Origin of the sequence: Afipia sp. Root123D2 (genome assembly GCF_001425835.1) — a bacterium.
In the GTDB taxonomy this organism is placed as follows: domain Bacteria; phylum Pseudomonadota; class Alphaproteobacteria; order Rhizobiales; family Xanthobacteraceae; genus Afipia.
Window position 1 is genome coordinate 1,229,918 of record NZ_LMDP01000002.1, and the last position, 15,525, is coordinate 1,245,442.

Consider the following 15,525-nt stretch of genomic DNA (forward strand, 5'->3'; position numbering starts at 1 on the left):
AGCGCTGATGACCGAGCCCGATGCCTTTGAGCTATGCGCCAACCGGCTTCGTCTACACATTGGACGTGCCACTCCTAGCGATAACAGCGGCCGCCTGAAAACTTGGGTCGCCTGAAGACGGTCCGCGCCCTTCAGTTCGTTTGGCTTCTAGACGATCCAAAAACGTCTGCTCAGGTCCGCGATATCCTTAAGAACCTCATGGATTGAAATGACGGTCTACTCGTCACGGAAATCAGCAACTCGAATTGGGCGTCGTCTCTGCTTCCGGGGGCCGCCGGATGTTTTAATGTGCTTCCCAAAACCTTCCCTAGGGCCAAGATTCCCATTCCCAGAGAAAAACCCGCCACTTGGGCGGGCTGATTGCCAAGGAACTTTGCGGCCTCTCCGTCATTAAAATGCGCTGACAAGTAAGCAGCAGCCACGAAGAGGAGAACCGCAATGGGTCGGGGTATTTTGTTATGGCTTCTTGGGGTGCCGATCCCCATCATCATCTTGCTCGCGCTCTTCTGGCACTAGGGAGATAGAATCATGGTCACGCAGACAGATATTGTCGTTGCCGCCGGCGCACCGTTACCAGCCTCGCCAGTGAGTTGGGCTTCAATCTTCGCAGGCGGCGTCGTAGCCGCCGTTGCAACTGTGGTGCTGATGTTACTCGGGTCCGGCTTGGGTCTTACGATGGTCTCACCCTGGCCTTCTCAGAGCGCATCCGCCGCCACCGTCGTGGTCTCCGCAGCGATCTGGCTCGTAGTCGTACAGTGGCTATCGTCATGCATGGGCGGCTACATCACCGGCCGACTCCGAAAACGTTGGTCTTCGCTTCATAGCGACGAAGTCGTGTTTCGTGACAGTGCCCACGGCCTCTTGGCCTGGTCGGTTGCTACCCTCGTTGTTGTTACTGTGCTCGGCTCAACCGCTTCCGGCCTGCTGGGCTCGGGACTTCAAGCCGCTTCGAGCGCAATGGGAGGCGCGGTCAAAGCCGGCACGGAAACCGCCAGCAATGCAGCCCCAAACGGTTACATCGTCGATTCGCTCTTCCGTTCGTCAGATCCGGCTCGTATTAACGCGCCCGGCGCCGAGGGCGATGCGGCTGCTGTTGGACAAGCAACTCGCATATTGACGACAAGCATCGCGAACGGCGAAATGTCTGCGGATGATAAATCCTACTTGGCCACGCTCATCGCGGCTCGGACTGGGCTCTCCCAAGCCGACGCTCAGAAACGAGTCGATGACACATGGGCTAAGGCTCAGAACGCGAAAGTCAAGGCGCAGGAAGCAGCCGAAAAGGCCAGAAAAGCCGCTGCAACCACAGCTCTTTTAGGGGCGCTAAGCCTCATCATCGGTGCCTTCATCGCTGCGGTTTCCGCCATCCTCGGAGGGAAACTGCGAGACGAAGACGAAGATCGCTGGTTGCTCCACAACCAGTAAACAAGCACAACGATGCGCCGCCTCGGGCGGCGCATCGCGTCTTCCCGCCACCCTGGCACATCACTAGACCAAATAGGCCCGCCTTAGCGTATCTTGAGTATCGTACGCTTCAGCCTCGAAATGTGTCTGCGTCAGGGTTGGCAAGCCAGCGATAAACATTTCAACAGCGCAGTTGTAGCTTTTCTGAAATTCGAGTGGATGCGCCGCCGCGGAGACCATTTCATTTAACACAAAACCACGGACCAAACTTCTCAAGATGCGGACTGCGTGCTTTGCATGATATCCGGTAATCCCAACGCCCTCGAACACCTTAAAAACGGTATCCGCTAGATCCTTCCCCGCCGTTGCCCATTCTTGACTATCCAGAACTGGGTTGCGGAACGACGCAGCCGCGAGTCCCGGGCTACCAAGGGCAAAGCTCCGCATCGCGTGCACCATCGATCGCAATGCGTCGGTACCTTGCTTGTCCTTGACGGCATTCTCTATCCGACCTCGAAGCGCACGGTAACCCGCCACAGCTAGAGCGCTGCGCATGGCTGGGACGGAATCGAGGTTTTCCGAAAGTCGCTCCTGCATCTCAGCTATCAAATCCGCGACGATCTGCCGATCCCATCGAGAGGGTGCGGTACGCAGAACGTGGGTGACATTGGGATCACTATGAGTTTTGGCGGAGGTTATCTTCATACCGAACCATACGGCCCTCATGATGACCGAAGGTCACGACGATCAAGAAGCATTTGAAGCTAGTTTGAATCTCCGCCTTAGGATCGTTTCTCACCGTACAGCCTCGACCCAATTCGCTTGAGTTCTTCCCTATCCACCCACGAGAGCCGGGGATCATCGACCTTGGCAACCACGATACCTTGGTTCTCAAACGCGTGTCGTTTGATGGCCTCGGTATCCATGGGACGCCCGATCTCCCGCATCGGGTAATTGGGTAACGAGACTCCCCACCACGTCATCCATGCGACCCACCAGCACCGGGTAACGCTCGGGCTTGCTGGGATATGGCAGCGCCGGATGGAAACGCAGGACCGGCGGATAACCCATCAGTAGCTCGATACCTGACTCCGTCGGCACTACTAAACGGAGCGTTAGCGGAGCCGCTAGACTTGCATTCTGTTTGGAGCACATCTTCTTTGAATTTCGACCTAAGATTGAGGTGCTGAAAAAGGTCAGGGAAAATGTCTGCAGAAGTGTCCCGCGATTTGTCGTCACGCCGGTCAGTTCCGTGGTTGGGGACACGCAGATTCGCGCGTGGCTTGTTGACGGAGATAGAACAGCTGACGGCCGCACGCGATGACGCGGTGAGGAAATGCGAACGACTTGGCGACATCGGACAAAGCCTTCTCGCGGATGCCAAGGAAATTCAGGGCCAATACGACCGGGCGCGACAACAGCTAGCAGATGTCGGAGCTTTATCAGTATTTGACTTAGAAGCGCGGAGGAATGAGCTTCAACAAGAGATCAATGGTCTCGAGGGTCGGATCGCGAGAGAGAAAGCCGACATCGATGCGTCCCGGCTGATGCTGAAACAGCAAGCCGACGATGCCCGCAAGACCATTGTTGAGACGCGCGAGATTGCAATTCTACAAGAGGTGGGCGTTTACGAGTACCGACATCCGTTAACTGACGCGGTCGCCTATCAAGATGCTCTAAGGCAAATAAACGAATCAATCAAAGCCATGGTGAAGAAGGATGGCGGGGCCATCCTTTCTGCTACAAATTGGCAGGTAAATGGATCGGAGACCGAAGGGCGGAGAATGGTGGGTCAGGTTTCTAAACTGATGCTGCGCGCATTCAATGCGGAAGTCGATAACATCGTTCGTGGTCTTAAGCCGTATAAGCTGGATAGTGCGCTCGCTCGGCTGCAGAAGGTTGCCGAGACCATTCAGCGGCTCGGAACGACAATGGAAATCCGAATCTCGCCTACCTATTTTGATTTGAGAGTCAAAGAAGTCGAGTTAACGGCTGATTTCCTTCAAAAGCGGTCGGAGGAAAAGGAAGACGAGCGACGAGAGCGAGAGCGCTTGCGAGAGGAGCGGAAAGCTCAGCTAGAGATCGAGCGTGAAAAAGCCAAGCTTGAGAAAGAGAAGCAACACTATTCGAATGCACTCGAAGCGCTCATGTCCAATGGGGATCAGGATGGAATCAACAGACTCCGCAACCAGATCGCCGAGGTGGATCATGCCATCGAAACGATGGATATGCGAGCAGCCAATACCCGCGCGGGCTATGTCTACGTGATCTCTAACATCGGATCCTTCGGCAACGAGATGGTTAAGGTAGGGATGACCAGACGACTCGATCCGATGGATCGAATCCGCGAGCTAAGCGATGCTTCCGTGCCATTCAACTTTGACGTTCATGCTCTTTTCTTCTCAAACGATGCTGTTGGCATCGAAACGGCCATGCACGAGCGACTGGCCTCCACGCGGGTTAACGCTGTGAATCGGAGACGCGAGTTTTTTCGCACGTCACCTGTCGAAGCGAAACAACATCTCGGCGACTTGGCAGGCGAGTTACTTCAGTTCGATGAGGTTCCAGAGGCCTTGGAATACAGGCAGACACTTAAGCTAACAGCGACACCTGTTTAGCTAGCATGCCTATGGTTGGCGGTGCCCTCAACTACACTTGCCCAGTCCGCCACATCCAGATGATCCACCCGATCAACCCCCAAAGCGGCAGGCTGATCGCGAACCCTAGAATGATCTGTAACAGATCGTTATGTGATGGTTCATCCGGCCGCGAGATTTTACGCTCGCGCGCTTTGTTATCGACAACGACTTTAAGGTTAGGTCGCTCCGACATAGCTGCTATCCAACGACTGTTTTGCCTCCTCTGCAAGCCTGTCGGAGCCGCATGACCGGCCTCCTGTTACCGCTTGACTGCAAGGTAGCAGAAGAACGGGAAGTGACCCCAGACACACTGGACCTCAGCGAAACCCGCGCTTTGAAGATTTTCTTCTAACTTGGCACGTTCCCATAGTGTCATCTGGCCGCGCAGGCTCCGTTCCTTGTCGAGTATCTGCTTCGATCTGAACCCGTTCCTTAGTTTGGCATCGTAGTAAGGAAAGGTCAGAGCATCTTGGAGCCATGCACTCGATGCGAGTGACTTCTCCGCGATCAGAAGAGCGCCGCCGTCGGCCATCGACTCATAGAGTCGCTTCAGAAACGGCATTTTGTCCCCAGGCTTCATAAACTGGATTGTGAAAATGCTGATCGCCAGCGAGATAGCCTTCTCGGTCGTCAAGCCGCGAGCGTCGCGGACCTCAAAGCGAAGACTATCGCGCTGATACTGCCTCCAATGCTGTTGAAACTGTCTCTCTACGTCGACGCCCACGTATGACACGTCCCCGCGGCGTTCGGCGTTGTTTTTATGGACGGCAGCAAGCAGCTTATCGTACGGGGACCAAGCACATCATTCTCCGCCGCTATCGGTGATGATCGTTCCGATCTTTCCCCATCGTTGACCGTCAAACTGCACCATCTGAAACTGCTTGTTGACACGATAGTCGGTCGGCGTCGTCGTGACGGAAATGCCCGGCAGCAACATGTCGAGATCGACATGCGTAAGATGGCTGGCCTGCGCCATCACATTCTTCCGGGTCAGGTCGTCGCCGCATTGCTTGAGGACATGAACCAGGAGCTGCGCCGTGATGTAGCCGTAGACGTTGAGGTTGGAGTACCTGTCGCCTTGGGGATAGTATTTATCCATAAAGGCCAGATAGCGCTTATTACCCTCATCATCCTTCCAGATCGGATCGAGCGGATCCTTGACGTAGCCGACGCTGATGATGCCTTTCGAGTTCTCAAGGCCTGCCGGCTTCAGCACCGCGCTCACCGATGTGGCATTAATATCAATGATGTGAATCGGCTTCCAGCCGATCTCGGCGATTTTCTTGATAGCCTGAGCCGCCTGCTTCGGGGTCGAAGCACTGAACAGCAGGTCTGCGCCGGCATCCTTGAGTCTCAGCAGCGGCGAGTCGATAGTGGGATCGGAAATCTCGTAGGATGCTTCGCCGACGATCATTTTGGATGCGTTGTCACCCAAACCCGCTTTCAGGCCGTTGAGATAATCCCGGCCGAGGTCATCATTCTGATAGAGAACTCCGATTTTGGCGTTGGGATGCGCTTTAAGGATATACTGGCCGTAGATGCGTCCCTCGACGAAATAGTTCGGGTTGAACCCCATGGTCCATGGGAAATTCTTAGGATCAGTGAATCTCGTTGCTCCGGTGGCCGCGAAAAGCTGCGGGACCTTTTTGACGTTGAGATACTTTTGTACCGCTGCATTTGGTGCCGTGCCGATGATCTGGAATGTGAGCAGGACCTCGTCACTTTCAACTAGCCTGCGGACCTGCTCGACGGTTTTCGGCGGGCTGTAGGCATCGTCATACTGGATCAGATTGATCTTTCGTCCATTCACGCCGCCCTGATCGTTGACCATCTTCATGTAGGCTGCCTGGGCCTTGCCAATCGTTGCGTAAGCCGATGCCGGTCCGCTCAAGGGCACGGTCTGTCCGACCTTGATCTCGGCATCCGAAGCGCCGGTGTCGTATCGCTTCTGCGCGTGGGCAGTCGTGATCGATAGGGCAATGGCGACAATACCGGTCGCCCAAGAAATGCTTTTCATGCTTGTCCTCCTTGGAAGTCACGCGGCCTTGGTGAAATCGGCTCGATCGGAAAATAGTAAAAAAGGAAAGGATCAAATGACCTTTTTGCTCTTGAGCTGCTCAACTTCGTCGTCTGAAAGTCCAACCCAAGACTGGTAGACTTCCAGATTATCTTGTCCCACCGCGCCAGCAGCGCAGCGCATATGCGCCGGATCGCCGGCAAAGCGCGGAACGGCGTTCACCATCGCGACCGACCCGAAATCCTGATCGGGGACACGCGTGATCATGTTGCGAGCCTGCACTTGAGGATCAACAGCGATCTGGTCGATGGAATATATGGGTGCGATTGTTCCGCCGGTTTCGGCGAATCTTTCCAACGCTTCGCTCAAGGTATGCTCTGCGCACCACTCCGAAAATATGCCATTCAGTTCACGGGAATGCGCGACACGGCTGGCATTGTCGACGAACCTGGGATCGGTGATGAGATCGATCCTCCCGATGGCCCGACAATTTGCCGCATAGAGCGCGTTGGTCGAGCCCGCCAGAGTAATCCAGTGGTCATCCTTGGTCTTGTAGACGGCCGCAGGCGCGGAGTAGCCGTTGGCGTTTCCCACTCGCTTGCGCACGAACCCGAGCTGATCGAATTCGATCGGCAGAACTTCGAGGAGGCGAAAGGTGGCTTCCGTCAACGCAAGGTCGATTTCCTCCCCCGGGGCGTCAGGATCGCGCGCCCGCTTCCAGAGCGCCGCCAATATCCCGATTGCTCCGAACAATCCGCCGATAGCGTCGCCAATTGGATAACCGGGATGCATTGGCTGTCCGTCTGGCTCTCCCGTGATGTATGTCAACCCACCCATCGCCTCGAAAATACGAGCAAATCCCGGACGATCGCGATAGGGGCCGTCTTGTCCGAAGCCGGTTGCGCGAAGAATGACCAGTCTCGGCTGAATCGACCAAAGAACGTCTTTCGACAGTCCCCAACGATCGAGCGTCCCCGGACGAAAGTTTTCGACGAGAACGTCAAAGCGCGGCAGCATCTTCTTGAACAGCGCAACACCCTCGGGGGTTCTCAGGTCGAGCGTCGCAAGCTTCTTGTTTCGATTTACCGTTTTCCACCACAACGATTTCCCTTCCTTGTGGGGCGGAAACGAACGTACGCCATCGCCGCAACCTGGCATCTCGAGTTTCAGAACGTCGGCGCCGTAGTCTGCCAACAACGTTGCGGCAAAGGGCGCAGCAATAATGGTTGCGATATCCAGAACCTTTAATCCTGCCAGCGGTCCACTCATTGGGATTTTTCTTTCACCGTATTGATAGCGTTATGCTGCCTTGGGCTCACCCACGATGCGCGAAGGCTTGGGCCGGAGTCGCGCGTATATCTGCAAGCCGATGAGTAGAACGCAGAGCCCGAGAAAAGCCGCCGAGATGGGGCGCTCCACGAAAACGGCGAGATCGCCCCTTGACAGCAGCATGGCGTGGCGAAAATTTTCCTCGAAGCGCGGTCCGAGCACGAAGCCGAGCAAAACGGGCGCCGGATGAAAGCCAAGACGCAACAGAATGAAACCCAACAGGCCAATCAACACCGTCTCGCCCACCTGAAACATGTCGTTGTTGGCCGCATAAACGCCGATGCAGATAAAGAATATCGCGCTTGGATAGAGATACTTGTAGGGCACCAGCAGGATCTTCACCCATATGCCGATCAGCGGCACGTTGAGGATGACCAGCATGATGTTCCCTATCCAGAAACTGGCGATCAACCCCCAGAAGATATCAGGATGCTCGTTGATGAGTTGCGGTCCTGGAACGATACCCTGAATCATCAGCGCACCGAGCAGGAGCGCCATGACGGCGTCACCGGGTATTCCCAGACTCATTGTTGGGATGAAATCGCCTTGCACGGACGAATGGGTGGACGCTTCGGGGGCGACAACCCCCTCGATCATGCCGGTGCCAAATTTCTCGGGAGTCTTCGACACTTTCTTTTCCGTCGCATAAGCGACGAAGGATGCGATCGTCGGACCCGTACCGGGAATCAGCGAGCAAAGGCTTCCTATCAGCGTTCCGCGAAACATCGGCGCTATCGTACGCCGCATCTCCTCCCGCGAAGGACGCATGTCCTTGAGGGAGACCTTCGCATATTGCGTGTTGCCGACCGAAAGCTGGTTGACGCTGTTCATGAACTCGCCGATGCCGAACAGGCCCAGCGCGAGCGCGATGATCTCGATGCCATCATAGAGATGGGTGAAGCCGAACGTGAACCGCTCCGCTCCCGTTTGGACGTCGGTCCCGACAATGCCGAGCATCAGGCCGAGAAGGGTCATCGCGACGCCCTTGAGCGGAGAACCGCGCGCCAGCGTCGAGCCCGCCAGCAGGCCGAGCAGCATCAGCGAGCAGATTTCGGCCGGACCGAATTCGAGCGCCACCTTCACAAGAACCGGCGCCAGGAAAATCATCTCGGTAATGCCCCAGGATGCTCCGAAAAAGGAGGCAATCATGGTCGCACCGAGCGCAGCCCCGCCGCGCCCCGCCTTCGTCATCGGAAACCCGTCGAGACATGTCACGGCGTGAGGTGGGTGGCATGGCAGATTCAGTAAAATCGAGCATATGGCGCCGCCATACTGCGCGCCGTACATCACGCCGGCGAGCATCAGAATCGCGCCGACCGGCTTCATTCCGAAAGTCAGAGGCAGGAGGATCGAGATGGTCGCAAGCGGCCCCATGCCCGGCAGAACGCCAACCATGTTGCCGATGAGCACGCCGAGGAAGCACCAGACAATGTTCTGGGGCTCAAGCGCGACGCCGAAGCCATGCCAAAGATCTGCGAGGGCGGTTGCGATCAAGAGCCCCTCCACATGGCAAGCGGCATCGGGATCTGAAGCAGATACCAAAACAACACAACGCCGACTGCCGTAATCGTCGCGGCGAGACCGATCGCGGATTTCAAAGTGGCTTCGCGATCACCCATCGCCGCGACGAACACACAGGCAAAACTCGCCGGCGCCAGACCGAACCAGTTTCCAAAGAAAATGAACATGATCGGAGACGCTAGAATGCATCCCCACGCCAGCCATTCCTTCTGTTCGGGAAGAATGCTCTCATCCTCGCCAGGCGCCGTAGCAAGCGCCCCCAGAACAATCGCAATACCCACAAAGACCAGCGCGATGCCGATGATACAGGGTAGGAATCCCGACCCCACACGCATCAGCGTTCCGAAGCCGTAGGTCATTCCTTTGAGCGCAATGGCGAGGCCAAGGGAAGCCGTCAGGACGCCAGCATAGAAGTCCTTCTTGTAGGGGAGGCGTCTAATTCCCCTGAGTACGGTCTGCTGGTGATCGCTCAATGAGTGTCCTCCGTTCACGCGTACGGGATGTTTGTGGACTAGCCTGCGATCGGATGTCGCAAAGTGAGCGCGATCAATGCTGATCGAGACCGGCCTCGCGAATGATGTTTCCCCATTTTGCGCTCTCACCGTCGATGAACTTGCCAAACTCGATGCCGGGTAAGTAGTGAGCCTCGAGCCCCTGAACGATCAGCTTCTTCTTCACGCTGTCTTCCGAAAGCGCGTGGCTGATTTCGGTCTGCATCTTGTCGATGATTGCAGCCGGGGTAGCCGCCGGCGAAAGAAATCCGTACCAGCCGCCTGCGACGACATCCTGTCCTTGCTCGAGCAGCGTCGGTGCATCCGGATAAATGGCGCTGCGCTTCGCCGATGCGCATCCGAGCACGCGCAAGGTGCCGTTTTTGATGTGCGGGAGCGCCGCGCTGATCGCGGTGAGCGTGGCATCGACACGCCCTGCCAGAAGTTCGGTGTAAGCCGTCGCGTCACCCCGGAACTGGATGTTGATGCCTTTGACGCCCGCCACCTTGAACAGGAGTTCCGCCGCGAGATGCGGTTGCGAACCGGCTCCAGGAGATGCGAAGGTCAAACCCTCCGTCTTTGATTTTCCGTACGCGATGAAGTCGCTAAGGGTTTTGTAGGGCCCTTTTGCATTGACGATCAGGAAGATCGGCGCAAGAACCGCCATCGCGACCGGGTGCAAATCCTTGTGTGGATCGTAACTGAGTTTGCCAAACAGTGTCTCGGCCGTCGCATACGGCGCGGCGGCATAGAGGAACGTGTAACCGTCGGGCTGAGCTCGAGCCACGGTCTCATTGGCGATCCTGGTGCCCGCACCGGGCTTGTTCTCGACGAAAAACTTCTTTCCCGCCCGTTGTTCGAATTGATCGGTGAGAATGCGCAAGGAAATGTCATTTGCCCCACCGGGACCATAAGGCGAGATCATCTTCACCGGACGAACCGGCCATTCTTCACCCGACGAAGCTGCAAATGCAGGGCCAAATGAGGCCGCTACCGCCATGCTACCCAGTAGAGTCCGACGTGTGATCATCGTGGCTTCCTCCCTTTATGATTTGTTATTTGCCCGCGATGCATGAGTTCGCGCGAGCAGATCCCCTCTTAGATTATGGGTCGACCTTTTCTTGCATCTCGCCATTTCGCTGCGCCTGGCCAAAATCCGGACGTCGTTTTGCAAGAAAGGCCGATAGCCCTTCGGCCGCTTCCTGACCGAAGCGTGCCAAGTTGATGGCGCGCGCCTCTCGATCCAGATGGGTTGCGATGTCGGATTCGGCAGCGGCGTTGACGAGTTGCTTGATGTTGCCGATAGCTTGCGGTGGCCCGCTGGCGATTTTTTCAGCGAGCGCGAGAGCCTCGCGCAGCGCATCGCCATCGGACGCCAACACATTGACGATTCCCGCGGCGGCGAGTTTTTCTGCAGACAACGGCTCGCCGAGCAGACACGCCTGCATGACCATTTGGCGTGGCAGACTCGAACGCAGGAAATGCGTCACCCCGCCGTCAGGACTGAGGCCCACGCGAACGTGCGCAACCGTGAACCTGGCGTTTCGAGAAGCAACGATCATGTCACAAGCAAGAACGGCGGAGACGGCGGCCCCGGCTGCGCCCCCTTCGACGGCCGCAATTACCGGCACAGAACTTTCGAGGATGGCTTTCACCATCGCATTCAGTTTGTCGGTATTGATCGTGGCATCGGCCAGCGTGCCTTTTGCGCTATCTTGCAGCGCGCGAACGTTGCCACCCGAGGAGAAGAAGCCACCAGCGCCGCTTAAAACCACGACCCGAATGAAGGGATCTGAGGCGGCTGAAATGATTTGCGCCTGAATTTGCGGATAGACGGAAGGTCCGATCGCGTTGCGGCTTGATGGTCCATTGAGCGTGAGCAACAGAACAGCTCCGCGCCGTTCCACGTCAACAGCCGTCGTGAACTCTGGACTTGCACCCATCCCTTGCGCCTCCACACGCTCGGCCATTGCCGAAGGAGGAACGAATCCAGGCAGCTGGACCGCTGGCAATTTCGCTCCCGTGCGCCGGATTTTCCCGTCCGCGTATCTGTCCACTATCAACAAATATCCAGCGTATCAACAAATATTATAAGGATATTGATTTTCGTTTCATATAATCGAACACTAGGGTATGTCAGTGGTCTTCGGTTGAGAATCCAACGCGTTGGCTCCGCAACTCCATCCCTCACAAGCCATCTCGATCGGGCTCGGCGGAATGACCACCACACAGAAGTCGCGACATCAGCTTGGTTGAGGGCGGTGCCTTGAATTCCCACCGCTCGAACGAGCCATTTTTGAAGTTGCGGCGGTCCTGCGGGCTTGGACCGCGGACGTCGTTGTCGGCAAATACAGCCAGTTGGCGGCCGGCAATGAATTTATCTACAAGCAGTGTGCCGGGTGCGGCGATATGGTGTGGCCCACCGAGTCACGCGAACAAGAGGACGACAGGAAAATCCGATGAAGACGGGAAAGAGCGGTGCGCAACGCCTCTCGGGCGGTGAGAATCTTTCCGAGCTTGGCGCTTCCATTGACCCATCGCTTTCGTCCACGCTGATCCGCGGCATCGAAATTCTACGGTGCTTCAACTCAAGCGACCTTTCGCTGAGCAATTCCGAGATCGCACGGCGTCTCAACCTCAACCGGCCAACCGTCTCCCGGTTGTGCAAAACTCTCATGCACCTCGGCTACCTGCGTCGCGACGACAAAGACGCGTTTCGCCTGGCCCCGCGATTGCTGGCGCTCAACTATCCAGTGCTGTCGGCGATGCCATGGCGTCACGAGGTCCTGCATCCGATGCGGGAACTGGCACAAATGTGTTCCGGCAATTGCTCGCTGGGCGTCATGTCCGGCGACCTCTTCGTACATATCGAGACGGCAGGGAATCCTCCGGGCTGGCCACACGTTCCAGACATCGGCCAAACCGGACCGCTCCACAGGTCAGCCTTGGGATGGTCGCTGCTATCCATGCAACGCGATGCCGAGTTTGCGATCAAGATCGATGAACTCAAAAGTCTTTATCCAGAAGAATTCGCAGCCTATTCAGCCAAAGTGAATGCCGGCGTGGCGCGATGCCGCCAGGAAGGGTTTTGCGTATCCTACGGCGACTGGCGGCCGAACCTCGTGGCCGCGGCGGCTCCCTTGGGCCGAACGGCGGATGGACTGTGTGTGGCCATCGCCTGCGGCGTCCCGCGATACCGGGCCGACGCCAACTATTTCGAAACCGATCTCGGCCCTCGTCTCGCGAGCGCTTCGGAACTGATCCGATCGTCCGGCCTTTTCGTGTTGCCGAATGCTGAGCGTCGCGGCGGGCAACCCAATTCCGATGACGCCGGTGCGCGTTCATCGTCACACCGCGATGTCACGCCAGCGCGGAAGACAGGTCGCCGCGACGAGAGCGCCTGAACAGGCGAGGCCGCCGCCGTTCCGATTCAGATGCGGCAGCGCGCCTGGCATCAGTGCCAAACAAAGCATTGACGCTCATTTATTTCGAGGGCTCCAACTACGTTAAATGGCGGTCCAGCCAAGCGTTGGGCTGTGGGGCTTGCGCCGCGTCGAGGGATTGCGCTCACATATCCGTCAGGCCGAATCAACACGCAGTCGCCCGGCGACAAACCGTAAGCGTCGCGAACATGTCCTCCTATGTCGATGACATCGTCCCGATCGCCTAGACCATGGACATGCAATCCCGTGCGTGGCGCGGTGACATACTCACAGAGCTGATGAACCAGCAACGTCCAGTGCGGCCCCTTCAACAATTGGAATAGCCGCGAAGGTTGGCTAGCAGGGATTGAGAAATTTCCTGCGAGATAAAGGGATTGAGCTTCGGTCATGCCGCGGGCGATACTGAGTTCATGGATGCGCCCCCGCAGATTGGTCACGGCCAAGCGCAATCGTTTCCCCACCTGTTCGGCGGCGGTCGTCCGATCCTCCGGCTAAGTTCGACAAGCGGTTGATCGATCTCGAACTGGACCAGCGCTGAAGGTGTCGACGATCGTCAGCACGCGGATCTTACGATCTGTTGCGAGCTGGTCGTGAACGAAGTCCATCGCCCAGATCTCGTTGACCTGTCGCGCTTCGGTTCGGCCTTCGCGCAGCTTGGCCTTGACCCGACGCTTCGGCGTTTTGGTGCGTAATTGCAGGCCTAACTCGCGATAGAGACGGTAGACCCGCTTGGCATTGACCACCCAGCCATCACGAACCAACAGGATGTGAACGCGCCGATAGCCCTTGCGAGCGTCATGCAGCATACGTCACTCAGTCTTTCATGCAAGATTCCGCGATGTTTTAAACGCAGCCTACTTTGTAGCAACTGACCGGGAACCTGGGATGCATCCTGGCTTGAGATCGTCGCGTGAACGATGCGATCAACGCAATGCATTCGAGTTTTCAGTGCCTATATGCCGCCCATGCAGAGGTATTTAACCTCGAGATAATCCTCGATGCCGTATTTGGAGCCCTCGCGACCGTTGCCGCTTTCCTTGACCCCGCCGAACGGCGCGACCTCGGTGGAGATGATGCCCNACCTCGAGATAATCCTCGATGCCGTATTTGGAGCCCTCGCGACCGTTGCCGCTTTCCTTGACCCCGCCGAACGGCGCGACCTCGGTGGAGATGATGCCCTCGTTGACGCCGACCATGCCGTATTCGAGCGCCTCGGCGACGCGCCAGATCCGGCCGATGTCGCGGCCATAGAAGTAGGCGGCGAGACCGAACTCGGTGTCGTTGGCGAGCTTGATCACCTCGTTCTCGGTCTTGAACCGGAACACCGGCGCCACCGGGCCGAASGTCTCCTCGCGGAAGATGATCATGTCCGGCGTGGTGCCGGTGAGAATGGTCGGTTCATAGAAGGTACCGCCCTTGGCGTGGCGCTTGCCGCCGACGATAACCTTGGCACCCTTCCTGGTGGCATCGGCGACGTGTTCTTCCACCTTCTCGATCGCCGCCATGTTGATCAGCGGGCCGACGGTAACGCCATTTTCGAAACCGTCGCCCACTTTCAAATCGCGCACCGCCTTGCCGAGCTTTTCGACGAAGGCATCGTAGATCTTTTCATGCGCGAACACGCGGTTGGCGCAGACACAGGTTTGCCCGGCGTTGCGATACTTCGAGGCGATCGCGCCCTTCACAGCCGCATCCAGGTCAGCGTCGTCGAACACGATGAATGGCGCGTTGCCGCCCAGTTCCATCGAGGTGCGCTTCACAGTGCCGGCGCACTGCTCCATCAGCTTCTTGCCGATCTCGGTCGAGCCGGTGAAAGTCAGCTTGCGCACGATCGGGTTCGACGTCATCTCGCCGCCGATGGCCGATGCAGATCCAGTCACCACCGAGAACACGCCTTTCGGCAGRCCGGCGCGCTCGCCGAGCACCGCCAGCGCCAGCGCCGACAGCGGCGTCTGGCTTGCGGGCTTCACCACCATGGTGCAACCCGCGACCAGCGCCGGWCCYGCCTTGCGGGTAATCATCGCGGCGGGGAAATTCCACGGCGTGATGGCGGCGCAGACACCGATCGGCTGCTTGATCACGACGATGCGCCGGTCGGCGCTGAACGGCGGTATGGTGTCGCCGTAGATGCGCTTGCCCTCTTCGGCAAACCACTCGATGAAACTCGCCGCATAGGCGATCTCGCCMCGGCTYTCGGTCAGCGGCTTGCCCTGCTCCGCCGTCATCAGCGCGGCAAGATCCTCCTGGTTGGCCATGATCAGTTCGAACCATTTGCGCAGGATCGCCGAACGCTCCTTGGCGATCCTGGCGCGCCATGCCGGCAGCGCCGCATTGGCCTGCTCGATCGCGCGCCGCGTCTCNTCGAACCATTTGCGCAGGATCGCCGAACGCTCCTTGGCGATCCTGGCGCGCCATGCCGGCAGCGCCGCATTGGCCTGCTCGATCGCGCGCCGCGTCTCRGMCGCCCCCATGTTGGGAACGGTACCGACAAGTTCACCGGTCGACGGATTGTCCACCTTGATGGTGCCGGCGCCGTCCGCCGCAACCCACTCCCCACCCACATAACATGCGTCGCGCAACAAAGACGGATCTTTCAGTACAACGTTCGGGGACATGAGTGGACTCTGCATTAGTGGCTTTGGGATGATGGCTCTCACGATGCAAAAGCGACGAAATGCGAT

Annotated in this window: 12 protein-coding genes and 3 pseudogenes; 3 read left to right on the top strand and 12 right to left on the bottom strand. The window is 57.6% G+C overall.

The genetic code is table 11. The features are described from left to right. Positions 1 to 525 precede the first annotated feature (525 nt). Positions 526 to 1,425: a hypothetical protein gene (locus tag ASC80_RS15010; protein ID WP_502690974.1), complete on the top strand. Its 900-nt coding sequence runs from the start codon at positions 526 to 528 to the stop codon at positions 1,423 to 1,425. A gap of 63 nt (positions 1,426 to 1,488) precedes the next feature. Here ASC80_RS15010 and ASC80_RS15015 read toward each other — a convergent pair whose 3' ends face one another. Then, positions 1,489 to 2,109: a TetR-like C-terminal domain-containing protein gene (locus ASC80_RS15015; RefSeq protein ID WP_162244603.1), complete on the bottom strand. Its 621-nt coding sequence runs from the start codon at positions 2,107 to 2,109 to the stop codon at positions 1,489 to 1,491. A 500-nt stretch (positions 2,110 to 2,609) separates the two neighbouring features. On the opposite strand from ASC80_RS15015, the gene ASC80_RS15025 reads away from it, so the two are divergent. Further along, positions 2,610 to 4,022, top strand: a complete 1,413-nt coding sequence (locus ASC80_RS15025) for an SNIPE associated domain-containing protein (RefSeq protein ID WP_082512584.1) — start codon at positions 2,610 to 2,612, stop codon at positions 4,020 to 4,022. Between the two features lie 280 nt (positions 4,023 to 4,302). Here the strand turns inward: ASC80_RS15025 and ASC80_RS15030 are convergent, their stop codons facing one another. From ASC80_RS15030 to ASC80_RS15060, 7 genes are all read right to left on the bottom strand, one after another. Further along, entirely contained in the window at positions 4,303 to 4,767 is a 465-nt protein-coding gene (locus tag ASC80_RS15030) for a class I SAM-dependent methyltransferase (RefSeq protein ID WP_056298552.1), read from the bottom strand. Positions 4,768 to 4,845: 78 nt separating this feature from the next. After that, complete coding sequence (locus tag ASC80_RS15035; RefSeq protein WP_056298555.1) at positions 4,846 to 6,060, bottom strand: ABC transporter substrate-binding protein; 1,215 nt, start codon at positions 6,058 to 6,060, stop codon at positions 4,846 to 4,848. A 72-nt stretch (positions 6,061 to 6,132) separates the two neighbouring features. Beyond that, on the bottom strand, positions 6,133 to 7,329 hold the full coding sequence (locus tag ASC80_RS15040) for a CaiB/BaiF CoA transferase family protein (RefSeq protein WP_056298557.1): 1,197 nt from the start codon (positions 7,327 to 7,329) through the stop codon (positions 6,133 to 6,135). A gap of 30 nt (positions 7,330 to 7,359) precedes the next feature. Next, positions 7,360 to 8,883: a tripartite tricarboxylate transporter permease gene (locus ASC80_RS15045; protein ID WP_056299043.1), complete on the bottom strand. Its 1,524-nt coding sequence runs from the start codon at positions 8,881 to 8,883 to the stop codon at positions 7,360 to 7,362. Beyond that, positions 8,880 to 9,383 (bottom strand): tripartite tricarboxylate transporter TctB family protein, encoded by a 504-nt coding sequence (locus ASC80_RS15050; RefSeq protein WP_244487278.1) that lies wholly within the window; start codon positions 9,381 to 9,383, stop codon positions 8,880 to 8,882. Before ASC80_RS15050 ends, ASC80_RS15045 begins: the two co-directional genes overlap by 4 nt. A 73-nt stretch (positions 9,384 to 9,456) precedes the next feature. Next, positions 9,457 to 10,431, bottom strand: coding sequence for a Bug family tripartite tricarboxylate transporter substrate binding protein (locus ASC80_RS15055; RefSeq protein ID WP_056298558.1), 975 nt, complete (start codon positions 10,429 to 10,431; stop codon positions 9,457 to 9,459). Positions 10,432 to 10,504: 73 nt separating this feature from the next. Next, on the bottom strand, positions 10,505 to 11,371 hold the full coding sequence (locus ASC80_RS15060; protein WP_244487279.1) for an oxepin-CoA hydrolase, alternative type: 867 nt from the start codon (positions 11,369 to 11,371) through the stop codon (positions 10,505 to 10,507). Between the two features lie 489 nt (positions 11,372 to 11,860). Between ASC80_RS15060 and ASC80_RS15065 the strand changes: the two genes are divergently transcribed. Then, positions 11,861 to 12,805 carry an IclR family transcriptional regulator gene (locus ASC80_RS15065; protein ID WP_056298559.1) on the top strand — a complete coding sequence of 315 codons (945 nt, stop codon included), beginning with the start codon at positions 11,861 to 11,863 and terminating at the stop codon, positions 12,803 to 12,805. Positions 12,806 to 13,377: 572 nt separating this feature from the next. Here the strand turns inward: ASC80_RS15065 and ASC80_RS15070 are convergent. From ASC80_RS15070 to ASC80_RS24440, 4 genes and pseudogenes are all read right to left on the bottom strand, one after another. Beyond that, positions 13,378 to 13,635, bottom strand: a pseudogene (locus ASC80_RS15070) (IS3 family transposase); the annotation flags it as partial. A 161-nt stretch (positions 13,636 to 13,796) separates the two neighbouring features. Then, on the bottom strand, positions 13,797 to 13,923 hold a 127-nt coding region (locus ASC80_RS24035; RefSeq protein ID WP_156464468.1), incomplete at its 5' end, for an aldehyde dehydrogenase family protein. 1 nt (position 13,924) lies between these two features. Next, positions 13,925 to 15,204: pseudogene (locus tag ASC80_RS15075) on the bottom strand (NAD-dependent succinate-semialdehyde dehydrogenase); the annotation flags it as partial. Position 15,205: 1 nt separating this feature from the next. Continuing rightward, positions 15,206 to 15,459: pseudogene (locus ASC80_RS24440) on the bottom strand (aldehyde dehydrogenase family protein); the annotation flags it as partial. Positions 15,460 to 15,525 lie beyond the last annotated feature (66 nt).

Coding starts and splice junctions, on each gene's coding strand:
- ASC80_RS15060 (WP_244487279.1), bottom strand. CDS start 11,371: ATGGCCGAGCGTGTGGAGGCGCAAGGGATGGGTGCAAGTCCAGAGTTC.
- ASC80_RS15065 (WP_056298559.1), top strand. CDS start 11,861: ATGAAGACGGGAAAGAGCGGTGCGCAACGCCTCTCGGGCGGTGAGAAT.
- ASC80_RS15040 (WP_056298557.1), bottom strand. CDS start 7,329: ATGAGTGGACCGCTGGCAGGATTAAAGGTTCTGGATATCGCAACCATT.
- ASC80_RS15025 (WP_082512584.1), top strand. CDS start 2,610: ATGTCTGCAGAAGTGTCCCGCGATTTGTCGTCACGCCGGTCAGTTCCG.
- ASC80_RS15055 (WP_056298558.1), bottom strand. CDS start 10,431: ATGATCACACGTCGGACTCTACTGGGTAGCATGGCGGTAGCGGCCTCA.
- ASC80_RS15015 (WP_162244603.1), bottom strand. CDS start 2,109: ATGAAGATAACCTCCGCCAAAACTCATAGTGATCCCAATGTCACCCAC.
- ASC80_RS15035 (WP_056298555.1), bottom strand. CDS start 6,060: ATGAAAAGCATTTCTTGGGCGACCGGTATTGTCGCCATTGCCCTATCG.